Annotated in this window: 27 protein-coding genes; 12 read left to right on the top strand and 15 right to left on the bottom strand. The window is 73.5% G+C overall.

What is annotated here, in order from left to right:
* A complete protein-coding gene (mftF, locus tag H958_RS40500; protein ID WP_051324839.1) occupies positions 1 to 1,302 on the bottom strand; it encodes a mycofactocin biosynthesis glycosyltransferase MftF in 1,302 nt (433 codons plus the stop codon).
* Between the two features lie 27 nt (positions 1,303 to 1,329).
* Between mftF and mftA the strand changes: the two genes are divergently transcribed.
* From mftA to H958_RS40515, 6 genes are all read left to right on the top strand, one after another.
* A complete protein-coding gene (gene mftA, locus H958_RS45505; protein WP_081686295.1) occupies positions 1,330 to 1,464 on the top strand; it encodes a mycofactocin precursor MftA in 135 nt (44 codons plus the stop codon).
* Positions 1,442 to 1,738 (top strand): mycofactocin biosynthesis chaperone MftB, encoded by a 297-nt coding sequence (mftB, locus tag H958_RS0126210; RefSeq protein ID WP_037411469.1) that lies wholly within the window; start codon positions 1,442 to 1,444, stop codon positions 1,736 to 1,738. The genes mftA and mftB overlap by 23 nt, the downstream gene beginning before the upstream one ends.
* Complete coding sequence (gene mftC / locus H958_RS40505; RefSeq protein WP_037411470.1) at positions 1,735 to 2,844, top strand: mycofactocin radical SAM maturase; 1,110 nt, start codon at positions 1,735 to 1,737, stop codon at positions 2,842 to 2,844. The genes mftB and mftC overlap by 4 nt, the downstream gene beginning before the upstream one ends.
* The gene (mftE, locus tag H958_RS40510) at positions 2,844 to 3,470 is read left to right on the top strand and encodes a mycofactocin biosynthesis peptidyl-dipeptidase MftE (RefSeq protein ID WP_051324840.1); all 627 of its coding nucleotides are present in this window, start codon (positions 2,844 to 2,846) and stop codon (positions 3,468 to 3,470) included. Before mftC ends, mftE begins: the two co-directional genes overlap by 1 nt.
* A 92-nt stretch (positions 3,471 to 3,562) precedes the next feature.
* Complete coding sequence (locus tag H958_RS0126225) at positions 3,563 to 4,336, top strand: mycofactocin-coupled SDR family oxidoreductase (protein ID WP_028060812.1); 774 nt, start codon at positions 3,563 to 3,565, stop codon at positions 4,334 to 4,336.
* Positions 4,337 to 4,362: 26 nt separating this feature from the next.
* Positions 4,363 to 5,538 carry a glycosyltransferase gene (locus H958_RS40515; protein WP_196807576.1) on the top strand — a complete coding sequence of 392 codons (1,176 nt, stop codon included), beginning with the start codon at positions 4,363 to 4,365 and terminating at the stop codon, positions 5,536 to 5,538.
* Here the strand turns inward: H958_RS40515 and H958_RS40520 are convergent.
* Positions 5,436 to 6,104, bottom strand: a complete 669-nt coding sequence (locus tag H958_RS40520) for a ThuA domain-containing protein (RefSeq protein WP_051324842.1) — start codon at positions 6,102 to 6,104, stop codon at positions 5,436 to 5,438. The two genes, H958_RS40515 and H958_RS40520, sit on opposite strands and share 103 nt — an antisense overlap.
* Positions 6,105 to 6,127: 23 nt before the next feature.
* Complete coding sequence (locus H958_RS0126240; RefSeq protein WP_028060813.1) at positions 6,128 to 6,895, bottom strand: enoyl-CoA hydratase/isomerase family protein; 768 nt, start codon at positions 6,893 to 6,895, stop codon at positions 6,128 to 6,130.
* 27 nt (positions 6,896 to 6,922) lie between these two features.
* Here H958_RS0126240 and H958_RS0126245 point away from each other — a divergent pair, with 27 nt between their 5' ends.
* Entirely contained in the window at positions 6,923 to 7,951 is a 1,029-nt protein-coding gene (locus tag H958_RS0126245; protein WP_156028290.1) for a tartrate dehydrogenase, read from the top strand.
* Here the strand turns inward: H958_RS0126245 and H958_RS40525 are convergent.
* Both H958_RS40525 and H958_RS46845 read right to left on the bottom strand, forming a co-directional pair.
* A complete protein-coding gene (locus H958_RS40525; protein WP_051324843.1) occupies positions 7,948 to 10,752 on the bottom strand; it encodes an amidase in 2,805 nt (934 codons plus the stop codon). The genes H958_RS0126245 and H958_RS40525 overlap by 4 nt on opposite strands.
* A gap of 126 nt (positions 10,753 to 10,878) precedes the next feature.
* Positions 10,879 to 11,118, bottom strand: coding sequence for a hypothetical protein (locus H958_RS46845; protein WP_156028291.1), 240 nt, complete (start codon positions 11,116 to 11,118; stop codon positions 10,879 to 10,881).
* On the opposite strand from H958_RS46845, the gene H958_RS0126260 reads away from it, so the two are divergent.
* Positions 11,102 to 11,638, top strand: a complete 537-nt coding sequence (locus H958_RS0126260) for a hypothetical protein (RefSeq protein ID WP_028060816.1) — start codon at positions 11,102 to 11,104, stop codon at positions 11,636 to 11,638. The genes H958_RS46845 and H958_RS0126260 overlap by 17 nt on opposite strands.
* On the opposite strand, the gene H958_RS0126265 is transcribed toward H958_RS0126260, so the two are convergent.
* Positions 11,553 to 12,002: a hypothetical protein gene (locus H958_RS0126265; protein ID WP_028060817.1), complete on the bottom strand. Its 450-nt coding sequence runs from the start codon at positions 12,000 to 12,002 to the stop codon at positions 11,553 to 11,555. The genes H958_RS0126260 and H958_RS0126265 overlap by 86 nt on opposite strands.
* Positions 12,003 to 12,058: 56 nt before the next feature.
* Between H958_RS0126265 and H958_RS40530 the strand changes: the two genes are divergently transcribed.
* Positions 12,059 to 12,781: a DUF429 domain-containing protein gene (locus tag H958_RS40530; protein ID WP_051324844.1), complete on the top strand. Its 723-nt coding sequence runs from the start codon at positions 12,059 to 12,061 to the stop codon at positions 12,779 to 12,781.
* Here H958_RS40530 and H958_RS0126275 read toward each other — a convergent pair.
* Positions 12,768 to 13,322 (bottom strand): helix-turn-helix domain-containing protein, encoded by a 555-nt coding sequence (locus H958_RS0126275; protein WP_028060818.1) that lies wholly within the window; start codon positions 13,320 to 13,322, stop codon positions 12,768 to 12,770. The two genes, H958_RS40530 and H958_RS0126275, sit on opposite strands and share 14 nt — an antisense overlap.
* A gap of 40 nt (positions 13,323 to 13,362) precedes the next feature.
* Here H958_RS0126275 and H958_RS0126280 point away from each other — a divergent pair, with 40 nt between their 5' ends.
* Positions 13,363 to 13,881, top strand: a complete 519-nt coding sequence (locus tag H958_RS0126280) for a GNAT family N-acetyltransferase (RefSeq protein WP_196807577.1) — start codon at positions 13,363 to 13,365, stop codon at positions 13,879 to 13,881.
* Here the strand turns inward: H958_RS0126280 and H958_RS46850 are convergent, their stop codons facing one another.
* From H958_RS46850 to H958_RS0126305, 5 genes are read right to left on the bottom strand one after another with little or no spacing between them, the layout of a single operon-like run.
* A complete protein-coding gene (locus tag H958_RS46850; RefSeq protein ID WP_156028292.1) occupies positions 13,882 to 14,043 on the bottom strand; it encodes a PaaD-like zinc ribbon domain-containing protein in 162 nt (53 codons plus the stop codon). It abuts the gene before it with no gap.
* Positions 14,040 to 14,681, bottom strand: a complete 642-nt coding sequence (locus tag H958_RS44090) for a Phenylacetic acid catabolic protein (RefSeq protein ID WP_051324845.1) — start codon at positions 14,679 to 14,681, stop codon at positions 14,040 to 14,042. Before H958_RS44090 ends, H958_RS46850 begins: the two co-directional genes overlap by 4 nt.
* Positions 14,678 to 14,857 (bottom strand): hypothetical protein, encoded by a 180-nt coding sequence (locus H958_RS0126295; protein WP_028060821.1) that lies wholly within the window; start codon positions 14,855 to 14,857, stop codon positions 14,678 to 14,680. The genes H958_RS44090 and H958_RS0126295 overlap by 4 nt, the downstream gene beginning before the upstream one ends.
* Positions 14,854 to 15,177 carry a metal-sulfur cluster assembly factor gene (locus tag H958_RS0126300; protein ID WP_028060822.1) on the bottom strand — a complete coding sequence of 108 codons (324 nt, stop codon included), beginning with the start codon at positions 15,175 to 15,177 and terminating at the stop codon, positions 14,854 to 14,856. Before H958_RS0126300 ends, H958_RS0126295 begins: the two co-directional genes overlap by 4 nt.
* Positions 15,170 to 16,093: a Phenylacetic acid catabolic protein gene (locus H958_RS0126305; RefSeq protein ID WP_037411471.1), complete on the bottom strand. Its 924-nt coding sequence runs from the start codon at positions 16,091 to 16,093 to the stop codon at positions 15,170 to 15,172. Before H958_RS0126305 ends, H958_RS0126300 begins: the two co-directional genes overlap by 8 nt.
* A 35-nt stretch (positions 16,094 to 16,128) precedes the next feature.
* Between H958_RS0126305 and H958_RS0126310 the strand changes: the two genes are divergently transcribed.
* Together H958_RS0126310 and H958_RS0126315 are read left to right on the top strand one after the other, a co-directional pair.
* Positions 16,129 to 17,583 carry an aldehyde dehydrogenase family protein gene (locus H958_RS0126310; protein ID WP_196807579.1) on the top strand — a complete coding sequence of 485 codons (1,455 nt, stop codon included), beginning with the start codon at positions 16,129 to 16,131 and terminating at the stop codon, positions 17,581 to 17,583.
* 13 nt (positions 17,584 to 17,596) lie between these two features.
* A complete protein-coding gene (locus H958_RS0126315; protein WP_028060825.1) occupies positions 17,597 to 18,937 on the top strand; it encodes an FAD-dependent oxidoreductase in 1,341 nt (446 codons plus the stop codon).
* Here H958_RS0126315 and ligA read toward each other — a convergent pair.
* The 3 genes from ligA to H958_RS40540 form a co-directional block, all read right to left on the bottom strand.
* Positions 18,934 to 20,925 (bottom strand): NAD-dependent DNA ligase LigA, encoded by a 1,992-nt coding sequence (ligA, locus tag H958_RS0126320; RefSeq protein ID WP_028060826.1) that lies wholly within the window; start codon positions 20,923 to 20,925, stop codon positions 18,934 to 18,936. The genes H958_RS0126315 and ligA overlap by 4 nt on opposite strands.
* 25 nt (positions 20,926 to 20,950) lie before the next feature.
* A complete protein-coding gene (locus H958_RS0126325; protein ID WP_028060827.1) occupies positions 20,951 to 21,703 on the bottom strand; it encodes a hypothetical protein in 753 nt (250 codons plus the stop codon).
* 65 nt (positions 21,704 to 21,768) lie between these two features.
* Positions 21,769 to 23,613, bottom strand: coding sequence for a TIM barrel protein (locus H958_RS40540; protein WP_196807580.1), 1,845 nt, complete (start codon positions 23,611 to 23,613; stop codon positions 21,769 to 21,771).
* Positions 23,614 to 23,783 lie beyond the last annotated feature (170 nt).

A 23,783-nucleotide genomic window follows, 5' to 3' on the forward strand; every position in this document is an offset into this window, starting at 1 on the left:
TCAGTCCGGGCGCGCGAGTTCAATGAGAATCTCCGCCGGACACTCGACGATCCGCCAGGAGAGGTCTCCAAGCAGCGGATCCACCGTGCGCTGCACGATGCAGCCGTGCCAGACGCCCCAGCCGTAGGCGGCGCCGTCGAGCGCCCGGAGCGGTGAGCCGGTGGCGAGCAGCGCGGCCGCGAGGAGCTTCGGCTTCGCGAGCGCGAGCGGCCACCAGGTGCGGGCGATCGCGTCGGCGATCAGGCGGCCGGCCTTGAGCGTGCCGCCGGCCGCGAGCCTGGTGGCGAGGCGCGGGTCGTCGAGCCGGCGGGCGAGCAGCGCGGTCGCCGTCGCGGTGATGGCGGCGGCGGCGACGGGCCTGCGCGCCGCGAGCGCGAGCCAGGCGGCGGTCGTCCAGGGGGAGATGTGCAGCGGGCGCGCGTTGCCGGGGTGGCGCCTCGACAGCGGCGCGGCGGTGCGGCCGTAGTAGGCGCGGCGCGCGAGCCAGGCGCGCGGGCTCGTTCGGTGGGCGTGCAGGACGTGGGCCCTGGGCTCGTAGCGGACGTGGTGACCCTGCGCGGTCAGCCGCCAGACGAGGTCGACGTCCTCGCCGCCTTCGAGCGTGGGGTCGAAGCGCGCGAGCGGCGTGCGCATCAGCAGCGCCGCGCCGGGCACGAACGGGACGCGGCCGTGCGGGACGACGCGCGCGGGGAGCGGGCCGCGGTCGAGCGGGGAGTTGGCCGCCTCGTAGCGGGCGAGGCGCGTGGTCGGCGCCGGCGAGGTGATCCGGGGCGCGACGAGCGCGACGCGCGGGTCCGCGAAGTGGGGGAGGAGGGGATCGAGCCAGCCGGGCTCGGGGTGGGTGTCCGAGTCGAGGAATGCGACGAGCGGCGTCGTGACCAGGCGCGCTCCCGCGTTGCGCGCGGCGCCGGCGCCGCGCGGGGCGTCGTGGCGGATCGCGGCGCCGGGGATGGGGACGCGCGAGCCGTCGTCGACCACGATCACGCGGGGGGCGAGCGCGGTCAGATGCGCGACGTCGCGATCGCGCGCCGGGACGACGATCGTCACGTCGTCCGGGCCTGGGAAGCGCGGCCGGCCCGGCGGGATCGGCTGCGCGAGGTTGGCGTGCACGAGCGCCCGTGCGAGCGCGCCGTCGTCTCCGACCGGCGCGCCTTCGCGCCATGCCTCGACCGCCGCCCGCTGCGCGGCGCTCAGCCGTACGAGCCGGAACGGCGTCCCGCCGAGCAGGGCGTCGCCGCGCACGATCGTCGCGGGGTCGAGCGCGACCCGGAAATCGCTCGGGAGCACGTAGTAGCTTTGCATCCTGCGACCCGAGCGAGGAGGAACGTCATGCCGGATCCCACGCCCACGGTGACCGAGGTGCCCCCGGCGCCGGAGCCGGAGCCCGTCGAGGCCGGCGAGCTGGTCGAGGAGGAGCTGCTCGTCGAGGACGTGTCGATCGATGGGATGTGCGGCGTCTACTGAGCCGGTGGCGTTCGAGCTCGAGCGGCCCTGGGCGCTGTCGCCGCAGGTGTCGCTGCGACCGGAGCGCTTCGGTGCGCTCGCCTACCACTTCGGCACGCGCCGCCTCTCGTTCCTGAAGAGCCCGGGGCTGCTGCGCGTCGTCGAGTCGCTTGCCGAGCAGCCGTCCGCGCTCGCCGCGTGCCGCTCCGCCGGAGTCCCCGAAGCCCAGCTGCCGGCCTACGAGCGCGCGCTCGCGACGCTGGCTGACACGGACATGATCCGAGCGCGCGCATGAAGCTCGTCGAGCACTTCGAGGCCGGGCTGGACGCGCCGATCTGCCTCACCTGGGAGCTGACGTACGCGTGCAACCTCGCGTGCGTGCACTGCCTCTCGAGCTCCGGCCGGCGCGACCCGCGCGAGCTCACGACCGCCGAGTGCCGCGCGGTGATCGAGGAGCTGGAGCGGATGCAGGTCTTCTACGTGAACGTCGGCGGGGGCGAGCCGACCGTCCGCAAGGACTTCTGGGAGCTCGTCGAGTACGCGACCTCCCACCACGTCGGCGTCAAGTTCTCCACCAACGGCAGCCGGATCACGGCGTCGCGTGCCGAGTGGCTGCGGGGCAACGACTACGTCGACGTCCAGATCTCGCTGGACGGCGCGACGGCCGAGGTCAACGACCGCGTGCGCGGCGCCGGCTCGTTCGCCACCGCGGTGCGGGCGATGGAGCACTTGGCCGGCACCGGGTTCAAGCTGTCGGTGGTGGTGACGCGCGAGAACGCGGGCCAGCTGGACGCGTTCAAGGCGCTCGCGGACCGCTACGGCGCGCAGCTGCGGCTGACGCGCCTGCGGCCGTCCGGTCGCGCGGTCGACGTCTGGGACGAGCTGCATCCCACCGCGGCGCAGCAGCGCGAGGTGTACGCGTGGCTGCTCGCCCACGGCGAGGAGGTGCTGACGGGCGACTCGTTCTTCCACCTGTCGGCGTTCGGCGAGGCGCTGCCGGGACTGAACCTGTGCGGCGCCGGGCGCGTCGTGTGCCTGATCGACCCGGTCGGCGACGTCTACGCGTGCCCGTTCGCCATCCACGACGCGTTCCTCGCCGGCAACGTGCGCGCGCCCGGCGGGTTCGCGGGCGTGTGGCGCGAGTCGGAGCTGTTCGCCCGGCTGCGCTCGCCGCAGGGCGGCGGCGCGTGCTCGAGCTGCACGTTCTTCGACTCGTGCCGCGGCGGGTGCATGGCGGCGAAGTTCTTCACCGGCCTGCCGCTCGACGGGCCGGATCCCGAGTGCGTGCTCGGGCACGGCGAGGCGGCGCTGGCGGTGCGCGAGCGGCGTCCGCCAAAGCCACGCGTCGACCACTCGCGCGTGCGCGCCTGCGACGAGAGTCCGGTGGCGGGGCTCGCCTGATGCTGCTGGCGGTCCCGGTCGGCTCCACCGAGCAGCACGGGCCGCACCTGCCGCTCACCACCGACACCGACATCGCGGTCGCGCTGGTCGCGCGGTTGACCGGGGCGGTCGCGGCGCCGCCGCTGTGCTTCGGGTCCTCGGGCGAGCACGCGGGATTCCCCGGGACGCTCTCGATCGGCCGCGAGGTCACGCAGCTGGTGCTGATCGAGCTCGGCCGCTCGGCCAGCGAGTCCTACCCGCACGTGCTGTTCGTCAGCACCCACGGCGGCAACGCGGCGCCCGTCGGCCGCGCCGTCGAGTACCTGCGCTTCGAGGGGCGCGACGTGCGCGCCTGGAGCCCGCGCTTCGGCGGCGACGCCCACGCCGGCCGGACCGAGACGTCGATGATGCTCGCGCTCGCGCCGTCGCGCGTGCGGATGGAGCTGGCGGAGCCGGGCTGCACGGAGGACATCGGCGCCCTGATGCCGCGGCTGACGCGGGAAGGCGTGCGCGCGGTCAGTCCCAACGGCATCCTCGGAGACCCGACCGGCGCCACGGCGGCGGAGGGCCGCGAGCTGCTCGAGCGCGCGACCGCGGAGCTGCGCGCGTTCGTCAGGGGCTGGATCGGTGCGGAGCTCGCCGCGTGAGGCCGCCGTCCACGCGCTTTCGCCCGCGTGCGGCGCGGCGCCCCGTCTCGCGGCCGCGGCCCCTGCGGGCGCGGGCCGGGGGCGGGCCGGGGGTGGACCGGGTCGCGATCGTGACGGGCGCGGCGCGCGGGATCGGCGCGGCGACAGTGCGGGAGCTCGGGCGCGCCGGCTGGGCGGTCGTGGCCGTCGATCGCGCCGCGGACGATCCGCGCCTGCCGTACGCGCTGGGGACGTCGCAGGAGCTTCGCGAGCTCGCGCGCGAGCGCGTGGAGGTCCTGCAGGGCGACGCGGCGAGCGAAGAGGTCCTGCGCGAGGCGGTCGCGATCGCGGATCGCGCGTTCGGCGGTCTCGACGCGTTCGTCGCCGCCGCGGGCGTGATCGCCGGCGGCGTCCCGCTGTGGGAGATGCCCGGCGCCGAGGTCGAGGCGGTGCTGGAGGTGGATCTGCTCGCGGTCGTCGCCGCGGCCCGCGTGGCCGTGCCTGCGCTGCTGCGGCGGCCCGCGCCGCGCGACGGCCGCTTCATCGCCATCGCGTCCAGCGCCTCCGGGCGCGGTCTCCCGATGCTGGCGGCGTACTGTGCCGCAAAAGCCGGGGTGACGGGTCTCATCCGCGGGCTCGCGGCCGAGCTGCGCGGCACGGGCATCACCGCCAACGCGGTCAGCCCGGGCTCGACGCGAACGCCGATCCTCGACGAGAGCGCCCGCCTCTACGGGCTCGAATCGGCCGAGGCCTTCGCCGCCCAAGCGCCGATCGAGCGGCTGCTCGAGCCGGCGGAGGTCGCGTCGCTGATCGCCTGGCTCGCCGGCCCGGGCGGCCGGGGGACGACGGGCGCGGAGCTCCCGTTCGACGGCGGGCTGTCGGTGTGACGGGCGAGCGGGCTCTCGCTGCCGTCGTGCTCGACGACCGCGTCCGGCGCTACGACGCCGGGCGGGTGCTCGTCGGCGCCGCCGGCCGGATCCTGCGGCTCACAGACGCGGGAGCCGCGGCCCTCGACGCCCTCCTCGCCGGCGAGGCGGCCCACCCCGCACTCGCGCGGCGCCTCGTCGACGCGGGCCTCGCGCACCCGATCCCCGCGCGCGTCGAGCCGCCCGCCGCCACGGTCGTGATCCCGGCCCGCGACCGCCCGCGCGAGCTGGACCGCTGCCTCGGCGCGATCGCGGGGGGCGGCCGCCCGCCCGTGATCGTCGTCGACGACGGCTCCCGCGACCCCTGCGCGATCGCGGCCATCTGCGCCCGGCGCGACGCGCGCCTCCTCCGCCGCGCCGCGTCCGGGGGCCCCGCCGCCGCGCGCAACCACGCGCTCGCCCACGTCACGACCGGCCTCGTCGCGTTCCTCGACAGCGACTGCGTCGCGCCCCCCGGCTGGATCGCGGACCTCGCCGGCCACTTCGCGGACCCGCGCGTCGCCGCGGTCGCCCCGCGCGTGGACGATCCCGCGCTCGACATGGGCCGCAGGCCCGCGGCGGTCGCGCCCGCAACCGGCGTGCCGTATGTCCCCGGCGCCGCGCTGCTGGTCCGCCGCGTCGCGATCGGCGGCGGCTTCGACGAGGCGCTGCGCTTCGGCGAGGACGTGGACCTCGTCTGGCGGCTGCACGACCGTGGGTGGACGGTCCGCTACGACCCGCGCGTCGTCGTCGCGCACGCGGCGGTCGCGCTCACCGCGCGCCGCTTCCGCTACGGGACGTCAGCCGCGCCGCTCGCGAAGCGCCACCCGAAGCGGCTGGCGCCGTTCGTCATCGATCCCGTGCCCGCCTCGATCCTCGCCCTGCTGGCGGCGCGCCGCCCGAGGACCGCGGCGGCCGTCCTGGCGCTCCAGACCGCGCTGCTGGCGCGCCGCCTGCACGCGCTCCGCATCCCCGCGCGGCTCGCCCCGCTCTACACCCTCCGCGCCCTTGCCGCGAGCGCGCGCGGGATCGCCCGCGGCCATCCCGCCTACCGCGCCGGCGTCGTCGCCGGCGCGCTGCGTCACCGCACCGCCGCGCCGCTGACGCCGCAGTTGAAGCTCGCCCTCCCGGCCGCCATCCGCAGCGCGCCGCGCAGGTGGAGCAGGAACCGCGGCTCGGAGTAGGACGCCGTCGTGTGCCCCATGCCGGTGTAGACCGAGCGGCCACCGCCGAAGCGCCGGCACCACGCGATCGGATGGCCGTGCACCGTCGCGAGCACGTGCACGCGGCCGCGAGGGTCGTCGTGGAACTCGTACCACTCGTCCATCCGCGTCCACGCGCGCGGCAGCCCGCGCGTCGCCTCCGAGGACCGATCCACGACGCTGACCACGGCCGACGGCGTCCCCGGCGCGTGATGCTTGAACGTCGCGCCGACCAGCCGCCGGTACCACGGCCACGAATAGCCGGCGTCGGCGGCTGCGTGGATGCCGAGGAACCCGCCGCCATGCGCCATATAGGCGCGCAGGGCCCGCCGCTGCGATGCCCGCGGCAGCGGATCTCCGGTCGTCGAGACGAACACGACCGCCTCGTAGCGGGACAGCCGAGATGTGGGGAAGTGGTCCGTCGCGTCGACCGCGAACCCCATGCGCGAGAGCGCGGCCACCCCTGCCGGGATCGAGTCGTGGCGGTACCCCGTCGTCTTCGTGAAGACGAGCACGCGCGCGTCGGCGTCCGCGTCCGCGGCAAGCAAGGCGCATACCGCGCACGCGACGATCAGCGCCCGGAGAACGACGCCTTCCCCGGTCCGTTCTCGAGGAACGAGCGGATCGCGCCGCGCGTGTCCTGCGTCCCCCACAGGTCGCCGACCGCCTCGGCGGTGATCGAGTCCGCACCCTTCACGCCGGAGGCCACGAACGCGCGCACGATCTGCTTGGTCACGGCGTGCGCGCGCGTCGGCCCGTCGGCCAGCCGCGTGGCGAACGCCAGCGCGGCCGCGCCGAATCCCTCGTCCGGAAGCACGCGGTTGACGACGTTCCAGCGCTCGAGCTCGGCGGCGCCGTAGAGGTCGCCCGTCATCACCAGCTCGCGCGCCCGCCCGGTGCCGGCCCGCTCCGCGAGCCGCTGCGTCCCGCCCATCGCAGGAGTGATCGCGATCACCGACTCGACGAGCCCGAAGCGCGCCGACTCGGCGGCGAGGATGAGGTCGCTCGCCAGCGCGACCTCGAACGCCGCCGTCAGGCACAGCCCGTGCGCGGCGAACACGACGGGGAACGGCAGCGACTCCACGCGCCGCGTCAGCTCGAGCAGGCGGTGGAACAGCGCGGCGGCGGCATGCTCGGACAACCCGTCGAACAGGTGCACGTCGACGCCCGCGCTGACCGCGCGCCCCTCGGCGCGGATCAGCAGCGCACGCGCGCCGTCCAGCTCGCGCACGCCCGCCTCGAGCCCTTCGATCAGCGCCTCGTCGAACAGGTTCAGGGGCGGCGAGTCGAGCGTCAGGATCGCCAGGCCTCCGGCGCGCTCGGTGCGGACCGGTGTCATCGCACGAGCCTATCTACGATCACGGCCATGCCGCCGCTCGAGATCGCCGCCATCCCCGGGGACGGCATCGGAGGCGAGGTCCTCGACGCCGGCCTGCGCGTGCTCGAGCAGGTCGCCGAGATCCAGGTCACGACCTTCCCGTACGGATCCGCCTACTACGCCGAGCACGGCGCGATGCTGGCGCCCGACGCGCTCGAGCGCCTGCGACGGTTCGACGCGATCTACTTCGGCGCCGTCGGCTCGCGCGAGGTCCCCGACCACATCACGCTCTGGGGCCTGCGCCTCGCCATCTGCCAGGGCTTCGACCAGTGGGCGAACGTCCGCCCGGTGCGCTTCTACGAGGGCCTCGACGGCGACCCGTCGCTGGACTGGGTGGTCGTGCGCGAGAACAGTGAGGGGGAGTACGCCGGCCTCGGTGGCCGCCAGCTCGCCGCCCGCGGCCCGGGCAACGAGGTGGCCGTCCAGACCAGCCTCTTCACCGAGAAGGGCTGCGAGCGCATCATGCGCTTCGCCTTCGAGCTCGCCCGCTCGCGCCCGCGCCGCCATCTGACGAGCATCACGAAGTCCAACGCCCAGCAGTACGCGATGGTCCTGTGGGACGAGGTCTTCGACCGAGTCCGGGCCGATTACCACGACGTCACGACCGACAAGGAGCTCGTCGACGCCGCCGCGGCCCGGTTCGTCCTGCGCCCGCAGACGCTCGACGTCGTCGTCGCGTCCAACCTGCACGGCGACATCCTGTCGGACCTCGGAAGCGCGCTCGCCGGAAGCCTCGGCCTCGCGGCCAGCGCCAACCTCAACCCCGACCGCCGCTTCCCGAGCATGTTCGAGCCCGTCCACGGCTCGGCGCCTGACATCGCCGGCCAGGGGATCGCGAACCCGCTCGGCGCGATCGGCAGCGGCGCGATGCTGCTCGAGCACCTGGGCCGCGCGGACCTCGGCGACCGCATCCGCGCGGCGATCGCCGCCACGATCCGCGATGGCATCCGCACCCGCGACCTCGGCGGCTCGCACACCACCGCCGAGGTCACGGCCGCGGTCATAGCACGGCTCTAGGGAGTCGTGGTCGAGAGCGTGAACGTGAGCGTTCTCGAGTAGCCGCCGGTCCGCAGCGGGTCGTTGGCGCCGATCGCCTGCTTGAACAGGATCGCGACCGTATCGTTGGATACCGGCGCCGTCCAGGAGGCCTTCGAGAGCGAGACCTGCAGCGGCTGCACCAGCGCGAACGCTCCGTTGACCAGGTGGCCGGGATCCGAGACGCTGAGCGCCGCGTCTCCCGCCGTCGACACCACGTTCGCGCTCGTCCGCGCCTCGTAGGTGTTCGCGACGCCCGGCGCGAACGCGCCGAACGAGGCGGGTCCGCCGAGGGTCAGCGTCAGCGTCGCGCGAACCGTGCCGCCCACGTTCCCGGTCGTCGACGTCTCGTACGCGAGCCGCGGCGCCGTCGCGGGCATCAGGTGCCCCTCGCCGCCCAGCTGCTGCTCGAGCGCGTAGCCGAAGCCGAGCATCTTCGCGTCGTCGAACGCGCGCCCGACGAACTGCAGTGACATCGGGTCGCCGTGCGGGTTCGCGCCGACCGGCAGGATCAGCGTCGGCAGGCCGGCGTTGGACGTCGGCACGTTCGAGCCGCGGTCGGAGGAGATCGTCTGCGCGCCGTCGTTGTCGTAGACGTCGCTGCGGAAGCCCGGATAGACGACCGCGTCGACGCCCGCGGCGTCCATCCAGGCCTTGTAGCGGGCCTTGTACTCGTCACGGTTGGCGAAGATCGCCTGCACGTCGGCCTCGTTGAGCCGCGCCGCCGGCGCCTGCGTCCCGCGGTTGTACGGCAGCACCTTCGGCGAGGAGAGGATCTCCGACGCCGTGTGGTACGGCGGGTTCTCCTGGCGATCGAAGTACCGCTGCCATCCTTCCTCGGTGCGGCTGCCCGACAGCCGCGGGCTCGACGGCGCGCCCGGCGCCGCCGTCGCGATCGGCACCATCGTCGCGCCCGCCGCCTCGATGTCGGCGAAGCGCGCCTTCAGCGCGGCCGAGGTGCCGTCGTCCTGCCCGTAGCTGAAGGACCCGTCGAAGGACGCCGGGATGTAGCCGATCCTCTTGCCCGCGAGGGCATTCGCATCGAGCGCCGTCTTCCAGTCGGCCGGGCGCTGGGCGTCCGCGTCGGCGTGCACCGTCGCGGGATCGTCCGGGTCGGTGCCGGTGGTCACGTTGAGGATCCGGGCGACGTCGGACGTCGTGCGCGCGATCGGGCCCTCGAAGTCCTGCAGCCAGGTGAGCGGCATCACGCCGGCGCCGGAGGAGATGCCGTCGGTCCCGCGCAGGGAGACCAATGACGCTCCCGTCGACGGCGCGTACAGCGACACGCCGGTCTGCGTGCCCATGCCGAACCCGGCGAGGCTGAGCGCGGTGGCGACCGCCGGGCCGCCGCTGGACCCCAGCGACGTCTTGGACGGCTTGAACGCGTTCCACACCATCCCGTAGCCCGAGTCGCTGTAGGAGCCCGAGTTCGCGAACTCCGACAGGGTGCCCTTGCCGAGGATCACGGCGCCCGCGGCGCGCAGGCGCGCGACCTGGAACGCGTCGCGCTTGGGCTGCCAGCCCTCGAACGCGAGGCTGCCGTCGGTCGTCGGCATGTCCTTGGTGTCGTAGAGGTCCTTCACGTTCACCGGGATCCCGAGGAGATCGCCGTGCGCGCCGGCCCCCCGCGCCGCATCGGCCGCCTTCGCCTGCGCGAGCGCGTCGGAGGCGACAGTGATGTAGGTGTGGAAGCCGAACGGCCCGCCGTCGTAGGCGGCGATGCGGTCGAGGTAGGCCTGGGTGATCTGCTGCGACGTCGCGAGCCCCGTCTCCATGTCGTGCTGGAGCTGCATGATCGGCTTGTCGACCACGTCGTACGGCGACGTCGTGACCGGGTAGCGCTCTTCGGTCTCCGCCGGCGCGGCCGGCGCGGGCGTCGCGGCGCAGGCGCTCGCCGGCGGGAAGTTGGCGACCGTGCACGCGAGCGCGGCGTCGATGCCGGACACGTCGGGCGCGCCGGCCAGCGTCGCCGCCGTCGAGCCGACCGAGGAGATCTGCGCTCCCGCCGTCGCCGCCGTCTCCGAACGGCCGGCGACGACGAAGTGCAGCAGCGACTTGGTCTGCCCAGGCGCGAGCGTCAGCGTGCTGTTGTAGCCGTAGAAGTTGCTCTCCAGCCCGGTCGCGGGAAGCGCGGCGCCGAATGGGCCGTACTGGAAGTTGCCGGTGCCGAACAGCGAGCCGGGCGTGCCGAGCACGACCGCGGACGGCCCGCGCGGCGACGGGCCGGCGGCCGCCGCGGACGCCGCGACCTCGACCCAGCTGTCGTCGGTCCCGATCGCCGCGTCGCCACTCGAGCTGGCGACCACGAAGCTGCGGTTGTTGCCGCTGTTGTAGCCCGCGGTGCCGCCGAACGAGACATCGACGGTGACGGCGCGCGACGTGGTGTTCGCGAACGTGTCCAGCCAGCGCGTCCAGTTGCCCGCCGTGCCGACCTTCACCGCGCGGCTGATCGCGACGCCGCCGAGCACGACCGGCTCGGTCGTGGCGAATGCGTCGGTGCCGTCGAACTTCAGGCCGAAGCCGCGCATCAGCTCGCCGTTGAAGCGCCCGGAGGGATCGCTCGCCGGGACGTTCGACACCCGCACGCGGATGCCGCCGAAGCCGAAGAAGGCGTTGTCGGTGATCGCCCGGATGCTCCCGGTGTCCAGGCCCGGCGGCGCCGCGTCGTGGATCTGCCAGTTCGCGCCGTTGGCGCTGGTGACGGTGGTGACGGCAGCGGCCGGCGACGCCGCGACGAGCGCGGCGGCGGCAGCCGTGAGCAGCAGCGATGACGCCCTTTTCACGAACGAACCCCTCCTTGGATTGACCGGGCCGGGATGCTGCCAACCGGGTCTCATCGTCCGTATCGCCCGTCGGTCGACATCGCGGCGACCGCCGGTCCACGTCACAAGATCTCGCGCGGTGCGTCTCTATAGATGGTGCGCCGTCACGATCGCCGCAGTGATGAGGACCTGCGCAGCACCGTCGGCCAGGTGCGCGACGGCGCGTTCGGCCTCGTCGGCCTCGACGGGCGCTTCCGCGAGCTGCCCGAGGCCAACGGCGTGCAGCTCGGCCGGATCAAGGACGGCAGGTTCGGCGGCGCCCACGATCACCGGCAGCGTCGTCTGGGGCATCGCGCCGAAGCCGGCGCCGGTGACCGTCGCGGGCACCGGCGGCGCCGACGGTCCGGCGCCGTCCGGCGATGACGCATTCCTGCGCCTCGGCGGCCCGGAGGCCAAGGCGGACGACGACGCGCGCGTGGAGGCGGGCGGCCATACGCTGCGGCTCGGCCCCAGCCGCAGCGCCCCGACCTTCGGCGGCCGCGTGAAGATCAAGTTCCCGACGCCGGTCCCGGGCAGCGAGCGCGTCGAGGCGCGCGCGCCCGATCCCGGCGGCGGCCCGGGCCACGGCCTGCTGGTCGCGCAGACGCGCGAAGGTCCGCCCTGTGTCGCCCAGCCGTCGCAGATCGCGGGCTCGCGCGCCGGGGCCGTCGAGCTGCGGCTTGCGCTGTTCGCAGGCGGCGCGGGGCTCTCGCCGGGCTCATGCCGCCCGCTCCAGCCCACGCCGGACACGGACCGAGCGCCACCCGCTGGGCTTCTGATCCCTACGGGATTCCCGGACCGCCGCCCATGCCGGCGAACCGCGCCAGGCGATCATCCGCGGCGCGATCGGCGCGGCGGCGCGGGGTGACCGTGGTGACGGGCAGGCCGAGGCGCGCGATCTGGCCGACCAGGTCGCGGCGCAGCCAGCGCGAGACGCGCCGCGGCAGCGTGGAGACGATGATCTCGTCGTAGCGGCTGCGCTCCAGCTCGGCCTTGACGGACTCCAGCGGCTCCGGGCCGCCGATGATGCCCTCCACCGGCCCGCGCGCGGTGCGGCGCAGGATCGGCAGCGCGACCTCGAGCGTCCAGTCGGCCGTGCCGTGGACGTTGACGTCGGGGATCAGCAGCGCGAACTCGCACGGCGCGAGCTCGGCGCGGCGCCGGACCTCGTCCAGCAGCCGCGGCGCGGCGGCGGTCCGGTTCGCGACGACCAGGATCCGCGTCGGCTCCATCCGCCCACGCTCCCACTTCCCGGCTCAGCGGGCAAGGAACCCGGCACACTTGGGTCGTGAGCGTGCTGGGCATCGACCTGGCGGCGGGGGCGAGGCGCACGTATGCGTGCGTGCTGGACGGGACACGCGCGCAGCTGCACGAGCGCTGCGACGACGACACGCTGCTCGAGCTCGCGGCGGGCCGCGAGAAGGTCGGCATCGACGCGCCGTTCGGCTGGCCGCGGGCATTCGTGGAGGCGCTGGTCGCGCACCGCGGGCACGAGGCGTGGCCCGCGCCGGACGGCGAGCCGGAGAAGTACCGGGCGGAGCTGAGCTACCGCGAGACCGACCGCGCCGTGATGCCGACGCGCCGCCCGTTGAGCGTCTCGACCGACCGGATCGGCGTGACGGCGATGCGCTGCGCGCACCTGCTGCACCGCTGGAGGATCGCGGGAGAGGCCGTGGATCGCAGCGGTCGCGGGAAGTTCGTCGAGGTCTATCCCGCCGGCGCCCTGGAGGTCTGGGGGCTCGGCGCCTCGGGATACAAGGGCAAGAGCACCGAGGCGCTCGCGGCGAAGCTCGACCGGGTGCTCGACGCCGTGCCGCTCGAGCTCTCCGACCGCGAGCTGTGCGCGCGCGTCCACGACGCCTTCGATGCGCTGATCGCCGCCCTGATCGCCCGCGCCGCGGCGCTGGACCTGACCGCCGGGCCGCCGCCGGAGCACGCGGAGCTGGCGGCGGAGGAGGGCTGGATCCACCTCCCGCGGCCCGGCACCCTCGCACGGCTCAACGGCGGGTGAGCGCGACCAGGTAGCGGCACGGCCGGTCGGTCACGTTCGAGAACGTGCGCGCCGACGGCGGGCCGAACTCGAGGCAGTCGCCGGCCTCCAGCTCGTGCAGCGCGGCGCCCTCGCGCAGGCGCAGGCGCCCCTCGAGGATCCAGATCTGCTGGTGGATGAACGCGTACGAGTCCGCCGGATACGGCACTTCAGCACCCGGCGGGAGCTCGACCTCGACCAGCTCGAGCGGCCCGCCGCTGACCGGCGAGAGCGCGCGCCGGCGGTAGCCGGTCTCCGGGTCCGTCCACGTCGGCTGCTCGGCCGCGCGCATCAGGCGGCGGTCGGCGTTCTCCGCGCGGGCGACGAGCTCGGACAGCGTCAGCCCCAGCGCCGCCGAGAGCCGGCCCAGCAGCGCCGCCGTCGGCTGCGCCTCGGCCCGCTCGACCTTCGCGATCATCGCCCGCGACACGCCCGAGCGCTCGGCGAGCGCGTTGGCGGAGAGCCCGCGGTCGACGCGCGCGGCGCGCACCGCCTCGGCCAGCGACGACGTGAGCTCATCCATGGGGTGGCATCATAGTGGCAATGGCGGCTACTATCGCGGCATGATCGTCCGACACGCGACCGAGTACGACGCGGCGGCGTGCGCCGCGATCTACGCCCCATACGTCACCGACACGGCGGTCAGCTTCGAGTCCGAGCCGCCCTCCGAGGCCGAGATGGCGCGGCGCATCGCCGCCGCCGAGCGTACCCACGCCTGGCTCGTGCTCGAGGACGAGGGACGCGTCGTCGGCTACGCCTACGGCGGCCCGTTCGCACCCCGCGCCGCGTACCGCTGGGCGTGCGAGGTGAGCGTCTACCTGGAGTCCGGGCGCCGCCGCACCGGAGGCGGCCGGATGCTCTACGAGGCGCTGCTGACCCGCTTGACCGAGCGCGGCTACCGCGTCGCGATGGGAGGGATGACGCTGCCGAACGAGGCCAGCGCCGGCCTGCACCGCGCGCTCGGCTTCGAGCCCGCGGGCGTGTACCGGCGCGTCGGCTACAAGCACGGCGCCTGGCACGACGTCGCGTGGATGCAGCGGGTGCTCGACGACGAGGACGGGCCGCCGCGGGAGCCGCGATAGTTACGCCGCGGGCGGCGTCGCGTCGCCGAAGTCCTCGCGCACGGCCTCGAAGTAGGAGCCGCACGCGCGGCAGCGCCACTGCGCGGTGATGATCTGGCCGCCGAACTGCGAGACGCGCTCGCAGTCGGCGGAGGAGCAGAACGGGCAGGCCGGCGCGGTCACCGGCGGCGGTCGGGGTCCCAGCCCGTGAAGTCGGCGGGCTCGGAGAGCTCGATGCCCGTGAGCGCGCCGATGCGCCCGGCGACCGCCGCGCGCAGCTCGGCGGGGCCGGAGGCGACGTAGCCGTCGGCGACCGCGGACGCGAATCCGGGATCGTCCGCCGGACCGAGCCAGCGCGCCGCCTGCTCCCACACCTCGGCGATCCGCGCGGGCAACTCGGAGTCCTCTTGCCTGAGCAGCCGCCGCGTCCATGCCTCCGCATGCACGCGGTGCGAGCCCTCCTCCTGGAGGATCTTGCGCGCGCGCTGGGCCAGCGGCTCGAGCGCGCTGTCGGTCGACGCCTCGACGAACGCGGTCAGGACGCCGTCGACGACGAGGTTGACGGCGATGAACGTCGTCCAGTCCGGAAGCTCCTCGTCGAGGATCGGGAGGCGCCGGCCGGCGTCGATCTCGGGGTCGGCGGCGCCGAGCTGCTTGAGCACGGGGTACGTCGAGCGTGCGTGGCCCAGCTCGTCCTGCGCCATCGCGGCGGCGGCGACGGCGGACTCCAGCGTCGGCGCGCTCACGGCCCACTCGCCGTAGCGGCGGCCGAGCGCGGCCTTGTTGTCGGCCAGCGAGCCCACCAGCGAGAGCATGGTCATGCGCTGATCGCCTCCCGGATCGCGGTGCGCGGCACGATGATCATCTGGATCCACGGCTGCTCGTCGTAGATCGAGCGCGCCGCGACCAGCGCGAGGTCCTCGTCGTCCTCGTTCAAGGCGCCCACATGGTGCAGCGGCTCGTCGTACGCCTGCCGCGCGAAGACCTCCCAGGTCATGCGACGATCCCCAGGCTGCGCATGGTCGCGCGCGACTCCTCGCGGATCCGCGCGCGCGTCCACACCGGGTCCCAGACGATCTCGATCCGCACGTCGTCGACGTCGGGCTCCTGCAGCAGGCGGTCGCGGATGTCGTCCTGGATGAAGTCCATCGCCGGGCAGCCCATCGCGGTGAACGTCAGCTCGATGTCGACCACGCCGGCGTCGTAGCGCAGCGACACGATCAGCCCCATGCCGACGACGGAGATCGGGATCTCTGGGTCCTCGACCTCGCGCAGGGCGTTCCAGAGCCGGGAGAGAACGGGGTCGACGTTACGCATGCCGGTAGCCCCGCTGGAGCCGGTTGACGTAGTCGACGTTCATCGGGCCGCGCGCCTTCCAGCGCACCATCACATCGTCCCAGCTGATCTCGTCGCCCCAGCGCTTGGCCTCCTCGTCGAAGGCGCGCGGGAACGGGCAGTCGATGACCCACCGCTCGCCATCGTGGTGCGCCGGCACGTCGAGCCCGACCTCCGTCATGAAGGGCACGACCTCGGCCATCCAGTCCTGGCGCAGCTGGTCGTTGCTCTTGCCCTTGAAGCCGTACTCGAGCTGGATGCCGTGCCTTTTGCGCTCGTCCGGCAGCCCGAACCACTCCAGCGTGAGGACGAACATCCAGTCCAGCGACGCCTGTAGGCGCTTCTTGTCGTCCGGGTCGGCGGCGAGCTTCTTGACCCACGTGCGCCCGTGGCGCAGGTGGAACGTCTCCTCCTTGTCGACCTTGGCCAGCGCGCGCTTCCAGGGGCCGAAGGTCGAGGAGGCGTGGACGTCGGAGAGCAGCACGAAGCCGGCCTGGTCGTAGAGCGCGTTGGCGAGGACCAGCTCGTACCAGGAGTCCAGCGGCACGTCGAACGCGTACGGGTACTTGAACGCGCCAGGCTCGCGCTCGTAGATCAGCGCGTTCATGTCGACGCCGAGGTCGCCGAGCAGGCGGTAGCCGATGTGGGCGTGAGCGAGCTCGTCCTGGATGATCGACATCGCCGACCCGAAGTTGTTCAGCGCGGGCGCGTGCTGGGCGGCGCGCAGATACGCAGGCGCGGACACCAGCTCGGTGTCCGCCGACACGGTGAGGATGCGGCGGATGCCCTTCAGGTACTCGGGGGACATGTGCTGGAGCCCCTCGACGAGCTTGCCGGCCTTCAGGTGCTCGCGCACCTCGTCCTCGGTCCGCTGGGCGAGCTCGTCAACGTGTGACACTTGACTCACGTCCGCAAGCGTATAGTCTTCTGGGCATGCCGTCAAGCCCTGCCATGACCGCACTCGCGCGCGGGTGCTTCATCGACGGGAGCGTGGAGCCGATCGACGGCGACACGCTCGCCATCCACGATCCCGCGACCGGCGAGCCGGTCGGCACGGTGACCGCCGCCGGCGCCGAGACCGTCGACCGCGCGGTGCGCTCCGCGAACGGGGCGTTCGCCGAGTGGTCGTGCCGCTCGATCACCGACCGCGCGCGCATCCTGCGCGCCGGGGCCGAGCTGCTCGAGGCCCGCGCGGACGAGCTGGCGCCCGGGCTGACGGCCGAGCAGGGCAAGCCGCTGCGCGAGGCGAAGCTCGAGATCCACAAGGCCGCAGACACGCTGGACCACTACGCGGGAATGGGCAAGGAGGTCCGTGCGATCTCTGTCCATCAGCTCGATCCGGGCGTCGACGGCACGGTCCTGCGCCGCCCGCTCGGCGTGGTGGGCGCGATCGTCCCGTGGAACTTCCCCACGACGCTGCTGTCGAACAAGCTGGGCCCTGCGCTGCTGACGGGCAACACGGTCGTCGCCAAGCCGGCGGACACGACGCCGTTCACGACGCTGGCGCTGGCGGAGATCCTCACCGAAGCGGGGCTGCCGCCCGGCGTGCTGAACGTCGTCACCGGCACGGGGCCGGTCGCCGGCGAGGCGCTGGTCACGCACCCGCTCGTGCGCAAGGTCGCCTTCACCGGCTCGACGCCGACCGGGGAGCGCGTGATGGCGCTCGCCTCGCGCGGCGCCAAGCGCGTCACGCTCGAGCTCGGCGGGAGCGACCCGCTGATCGTCTGCGACGACGCCGACCTCGCCGCCGCCGCGTCCGCCGCCTCGATGGGCCGCTTCTTCAACTGCGGCCAGGCCTGCCTGGCGATCAAGCGCGTCTACGTCTTCGAGAGCGTCGCCGACGAGGTGATCGAGGCGATCGCCGCCAAGGCCGGCCGCCTGAAGGTCGGCCTACCGACGGAGAAGGGGATCCAGATGGGTCCGCTGCACTCCGCCCGCCAGCGCGACCTCCTCGAGGACCAGCTCACACGCACGCTCGAGCGCGGGGGAGAGGTGCTGACCGGCGGCGGGCGCCCCGAGGGGCTGGCCGGGGGCTTCTTCCATGAGCCGACCGTCGTGCTCGAGCCCCCGCGCGACTCGCCGATGGCGACCGAGGAGGTCTTCGGCCCGGCGCTGCCGATCTGGCGCGTGAAGGACCTCGACGAGGCGATCGAGCTGGCCAACGCGTCGCCGTTCGGCCTCGGCTCGAGCGTCTGGACGCGCGACGTCGCCCGCGCCCGCCGTGCCGCATCGGAGCTCGACTGCGGCTACACGTGGATCAACTCGCCGACCAAGGTCTACGACCAGCTGCCGTTCGGCGGCGTCAAGAGCAGCGGGTTCGGCAAGGAGCACGGCTCCGAGGCGCTGGACCACTACACCGACCTCAAGTCGGTGGTGCTCAAGTCCTAATCTGGATAGGAATATGAGCAATCGCGCCGCCGTCATCGGTGCCGGGCCGTCCGGCTTCTACGCCACCGAGCAGCTGCTGAAGGCCGGATTCGAGGTCGACCTCTACGAGGTGCTGCCGACGCCGTTCGGCCTCGTGCGCGCCGGCGTCGCGCCCGACCACCCGAAGATCAAGAGCGTCACCCGCGTCTACGAGAAGACGGCGAAGCATCCGGCGTTCCGCTACTTCGGCGGCGTCGCGCTCGGCAAGGACATCTCGCGCGAGGAGCTGCTCGAGCGCTATCACGCGGTCGTCTACGCGATCGGCACGGCGACCGACAACCGGCTCGGCATCCCCGGTGAGGACCGGCCCGGCTCGCACTCGGCGACCGAGTTCGTGGCCTGGTACAACGGCCACCCGGACTTCGCCGACCACGAGTTCGACCTCAGCGCGACGCGCGCGGTCGTCGTGGGCAACGGCAACGTGGCGGTCGACGTCGCGCGCATGCTCGTGCTCGATCCCGACGAGGTGGCCGCCACCGACACCGCCGACCACGCGGTCGACGCGCTCGCCTCGGCCTCCGTCCACGACGTGATCGTGCTCGGCCGCCGCGGCCCGGTGCAGGCGGCGTTCACGACGCCCGAGCTGCGCGAGCTCGGCGAGCTCACGCGCGCGGACATCGCGATCGAGCCGGGGGCGATGGAGCTCGACGAGGCGAGCGCCGCGTTCCTGGAGTCCGGCGAGTGCGACGCGACGACCAAGCGCAACGTCGAGGTCATGCGCGACTACGCCGAGCGCGAGCCGTCGGGACGCGAGCGGCGCGTCGAGCTGCGCTTCCTGTGGTCGCCGGTGGAGATCCTGGGCGAGGGCGAGGACGGGCCGGTGACCGGCGTCCGCGTCGTCAAGAACCGGCTCGAGAAGGGCCGCGCCGTCCCGACCGGCGAGGAGGCCGTGATCTCGTGCGGGCTCGTCCTGCGCTCGATCGGCTACCGCGGCACGCCGCTGGCCGGGATCCCGTTCGACGAGCGGCGGGGGCTGATCCGCAACGAGGGCGGCCGCGTGATCGGCGACGACGGCGCGCAGCAGCGCGGCGAGTACGTCGTCGGCTGGGTCAAGCGCGGGCCGTCGGGCGTGATCGGGACCAACAAGAAGGACGCCGCCGACACGGTCGCGAAGATCCTCGAGGACGAGCAGAACGGCGTGCTCAACGAGCCGGTCGCCGTGCCCGAGGCGCCCGAGGGCGCGATCACCTGGGAGGGCTGGCGCGCGATCGACGAGCATGAGACCGCCGCGGGCGAGGCCCAGGGCCGCCCGCGCGTCAAGCTCGTGCGCGTCGAGCACATGCACGACACGGCGCGCGCCGCGGCGGCGTCCTAGGCCACCCCGGCCTCGGAGAGCCAGCGCCAGAGGTCTTGCTGGCCGACGACCTCGACGCCGAGCTTCTCCGCCTTGCCCGTCTTGGACGCGCCGACGTTCTCGCCGGCGAGCAGGTAGTCGGTGGCGGCGGAGACCGAGGACGCCGTCGTCGCGGCGGCCTGCTCCACCAGCCGCGTCACGTCGGGCCGGCTCACCTTTGCGCCTGAGCGCGGGTCGGTGAACGCGCCGGTGATCACGACCGTCTTGCCCTTCAGCGGCGAGTCGCCGGCCGCGGCCGCGTCGACCGGGCGGTCCTCCTCGAGCACGTCGAGCACGACGCCGTGCCCGCGCAGTGCCTCGATCTCCTCGCCGATCTCGGGCCGATTGAAGAACGCGACGACGCTCTCGGCGACCTTCGGGCCGATGTCGCGGATCGCCACCAGTTCCTCGGCGCTCGCGGCCGCGACGGCCTCGATGCGTTCGTACCCGGCGAGGCAGAGCCGCTTCGCGACGCCCTCGGAGGCCATCGGGATCGCCAGGCCGATCAGCGCGCGACGCAGGCCCAGGCCCTTGGAGCCCTCGATCGAGGCGATCATGTTGCGGGCGCTCACGTCGCCCATGCGCTCGTAGCCCAGCAGCTGCTCGGCCGTCAGCGAGTAGAAGTCGCTGCGGCGCTTGAGCACGCCGTCCTCGGCGAGCTTCTCGATCCAGACGTCGCCGACGCCCTCCATGTCGGCCGCCGCGCGCGAGGCCCAGTGCATCAGCCGGCGCGTCGCCTGTGCCGGGCACTGGAGGTTCAGGCACCAGCGCTCCTCGCCGGTGCCGCGGACCTCGAGCTCGGAGCCGCACGACGGGCAGTGTGTGGGCGGGACGATCTCCTGCTCGGAGCCGTCGCGCTCCTCCGGGAGCGAGCGGCCCGCGAAGGGGATGACGTCGCCGCGCCGCACGACCGCCACGGTGTCGCCGAGGCGCAGGTCGCGCTCGCGGATCAGCCGCGGGTTGTGGAGCGTGATGTTCTCGACCGTCACGCCGCCGACGAACACGGGCTCCACCTTCGCGCGCGGCGGGACGCGGCCGATCTTGCCGACCGGCCACTCGACCGAGAGCAGCTTCGTCAGCTTCTCCTCGGGCGGGTACTTGAACGCGATCGCGCCGCGCGGCTCGGCGCTGTTGAAGCCCGCCGCGTCGAACGCTGCCGGCTCGTGCAGGCGCACGACCGCGCCGTCGATGTCGTAGTCCAGCCCTTCGCGGCGGCCGCCGATCTCGTGGATCGCGTCCATGACCTCCTCGACCGTCGCGCAGACGTACTGCGCGGCGGGCTCGAAGCCTTCCGGGAGGCCGAGCGCGACGCCGTCGCGGTCGGCGCCGAAGGCGAAGAAGCGCAGCAGCCGCTTGGCCTCGGCGGCCGCCTCGGGGTCCTTCTGCATCAGCGTCCCGGCAGCGCCGCTGCGCGGGTTGGTGAGAGGCCGGTCCGGATGCGCCTCGTTGTAGGCCGCCCACACCGAGCGCAGCATCACGGCCTCGCCGCGGACCTCGACGCGTCCGGGGGCGGCGATCTCCGCGGGCAGCCCGGGGATCACCCAGCGGACCTTCTCGGTCACGAGCTCGCCCACCGCGCCCGTGCCGCGCGTCGCGACGTAGTCGAGCTCGCCGTCGCGGTAGACGGCGCTGAGCGAGAGCCCGTCGAGCTTCTCCGAGACGCGGAACACCTGGCCGCCGAAGCGCTCGCAGAACGTCCGGATCTGCTCCTCGCCGGTCGCCTTCGCGAGCGAGAGCATCGGGCGGGCGTGGCGGATGGTAGGCCCGGTCAGCTCGGCGGGAGCGTTGACCTTGCCGAGCGGGCTGTCGGCCGGCTCGAGCTCCGGGTGCTCGGCGACGAGCGCGGCGAGCTCGTCCTTCAGCGCGTCGTAGTCGGCGTCGGGCAGCGGGCTGTCGCCGCCGCGGTAGTAGAGGTCGTTGAGCCGCTTGACCTCGGCGGTCAGCTCGGCGATGCGGTCGCGTACGTCCACCCCGTGATTCTGGCGTACGTCCCGGCTAGGTCGGCGACGAGCGCCGGTCGCGCACGCGGCCGCGGACGATCGCGACGACGGCGACGAGCACGAAGGCGGCGACCGGGAGCACGAACAGCCAGGCGCCGCTCGATCCGCCGCTCGCGGCCGCGGGCGCGCGGGCGGGACCCGAGCGCGGCGTGACGGTCGCGCCGGGCGCCGTGGTCACGCTCGCGGCCGGCGGCGCGGCGTGGATCGGGTCGACGGCGGGGACGCCGCCGGGGGGCGGCTCGACCTCGGGCACGGAGAGCTTCACGCCCTCGGCGGCGGCGAGCCGCTCGACGGCGTCGATCGCGCCGGGGAGGAAGCGCTCCGCCCGCCGCGGCGCGGCGAGCCGGCCGAGCAGTCGCTGCTCGCGCACGGTCGAGTGACCGAGGTGGAACAGCGCATAGCCGTTGGGCATCACGATCATCAGGCGCCCGCCGTACACGAGGCTGAGCTCTTCTCCGAGGAACTTCGCGTACGCCTTCGGCACCTCCCACATCGAGCCCGCGGTGCCGAGGTCCGCGAAGCGCGAGATCGCCGCGACCCTGATCTCATAGCCCTTCTGGGAGGCCTGCGCGAGCAGGGCGGGGAGCTGGGCGGCGGGCTTGGACTCCAGGTCGAGCGCGCTGCCGTAGAAGACGTCCTGCTGGACGAGCACGTCGCTCGCGGGATCGCCGTCGGCGTGCGCCGCGGGCGTGAGGACGAGCCAGAGGACCGCGGCGAGCGCGGTGACGAGGATGCGGACGGACGGCATACGGCCGGTGGACGTAGAACGCCGGCCGCGCAGCGCGGCCGGCGTTCTGACGGACCCCCTTGCGGCTAGGGAGCGGTGGTCGCCAGCGTGAACGTCAGCGACTTGCTGTAGGTGCCCGAGCGGAGGACGTCGCCGGCGCCGATCGCCTGGCGCAGGCCGAGCGTGACGATGTCGGAGTTCGTCGGGCCGGTGTAGGTGAGCAGCGGCGTGGCAGCGCCGGTGGACTCGGCCAGCGGGACGTAGGCCGGGCTCTGGTTGGCCGCGTTGCCGGCGCGGACGTTGACCGGCTGCGGCAGCGCGAAGGCGCCGTTGACCAGGTGGCCGGGAGCCGTCGTGCTCGTGTCCGAGACCGACAGCGCCGCGTCGCCGGTCGTGGTGGTCACCGTGGCGGCGAGCGCCGTCTCATAGGACCGCCCGATCGTCGGGACGAACGTGCCGAAGCTCGCCGAGGCGCTGTTGAGCTGGAGGTTCAGCAAGCTCGGGACGTCGCCGCCGACGGTCGCGATGGCGGTGCCGGTGCTCTTGCCGTACAGCGGCGCGCTCTCGACGGCGTCGTCGCTGTTGGACGTGAACTGCAGGCGCGCGACCGACACGTAGTTGGTGCGCGTCGGCTTGAAGCCGACGTTGACGACGCACGTGCCCGCCAGGACGGCCGGGGACGCCTCGTTGGCCGGCGTCGCCGGATCGTCGGCCACGGCGGCCTTGGCCGGCTGCAGCGTGGTGGTGCAGTTGTGGTTGACGACCGAGAAGTCGGCGGCCGTCGCGCCGCCGCCGTCGTTCGCGTCGGCCGCGATCGCCGGGTTGCCCGTGATCGTCAGCGGTGCGTCGCCCGCGTTGGTCACCGTGACCGGGACCACATTGGACGCCGCGGCGGTTCCGGCGGGGACCGACGGGAAGTTGGTCGGCGGGACGTACAGGACCGGCGCCGCGTCGCCCTTGAGGGCGGCGAAGCTCGTGTCCGCGCTCGTGAACGGGTTGAAGCCGCCGTTGGCGCCGATCGCCACCGGGTCGTACTCGTACAGGTAGTACCTCGTGCGGTTCTTCGCGGCCGCGAAGATCGGGGCGAAGTCGACGACGCCCTGGCCGAGGGCACGCAGGTTGGAGGTGCCCGCGCTCGGGTTGGGATTCACGCCGTCCTTGGCGTGGAAGCTCACGACGCGGCTCTGGTACTTGTTGACGAACGCCGTCACGTCGGCTCCCCCGGAGACGGCCCAGAAGATGTCGATCTGCGCCTTGACGTAGCGCGGATCGGTGTGGTCGAGGACGATCTCCTCGGCGCTCTTGAGCACGCCGTTGTCCACGAACTTGGTCGAGAACTCGGCGGCGTGGTTGTGCCAGTAGACCGGGCCGAGGCCGGCCTCCACAGAGCGCTTGCCGAGGCGGTTGAGCCGCTGCGCGACGTCGAGCGTCGCGGCGTAGTTGTTGCGGTAGTCGCTGGGCAGGTCCGCGGCGCCGATGTACTCCTGCCCGAGGATCTTCGACGCGGCGATGTCGTTGTCCCAGTTGGCCTCGTTGAGGTTGCCGTGGCGGCTCACGAAGCGAAGGCCGTACTGGTCGCCGAGCGCGCGCAGCGCCGTCAGCGCCGCCGTGTTGTTCGGCGTCGCCGGGTTCGTGCCCGGGAAGATGTTCGAGTAGCCGTAGAGCTCGACCAGCTTCACGTTGCGCGACTGCAGGTACTGGAAGACGCGCTCGACGCGGCCGTCCGTGGTCGTCGGCGCGGGCGGGTTGAGCTCGCCGGCGCCGGAGCCGATGTATTGGCTCCAGTCGTAGAGCTGGACGCCCATCTGGCCGCTCGGCGCACCGGCGCCGAGCGAGGGCGGCCGCTGCGCCTGTGCGGCGCTTGCGCATGACAGCAGTGCACCGGCAGCCGCGACCGCGGCGCTCGCGCGCACCATCCCGAATCCCTTCAAAGCCTCTCTCCTCCTTCTGGACGGTTCGCGAACCGTCCGACGCGGTTCGACCCTCGACTCGAGCGCCCTGCCCCGAGCTTCCAGCGCGCGAGGCAAGCTATCCATGGAATGCGCACAAGTCAATGACTTTTGCATTACAAAGCACCAGAAGCTCGAATCCCGCACGACAT

Origin of the sequence: Candidatus Solirubrobacter pratensis, from assembly GCF_000425945.1 — a bacterium.
In the GTDB taxonomy this organism is placed as follows: domain Bacteria; phylum Actinomycetota; class Thermoleophilia; order Solirubrobacterales; family Solirubrobacteraceae; genus Solirubrobacter; species Solirubrobacter pratensis.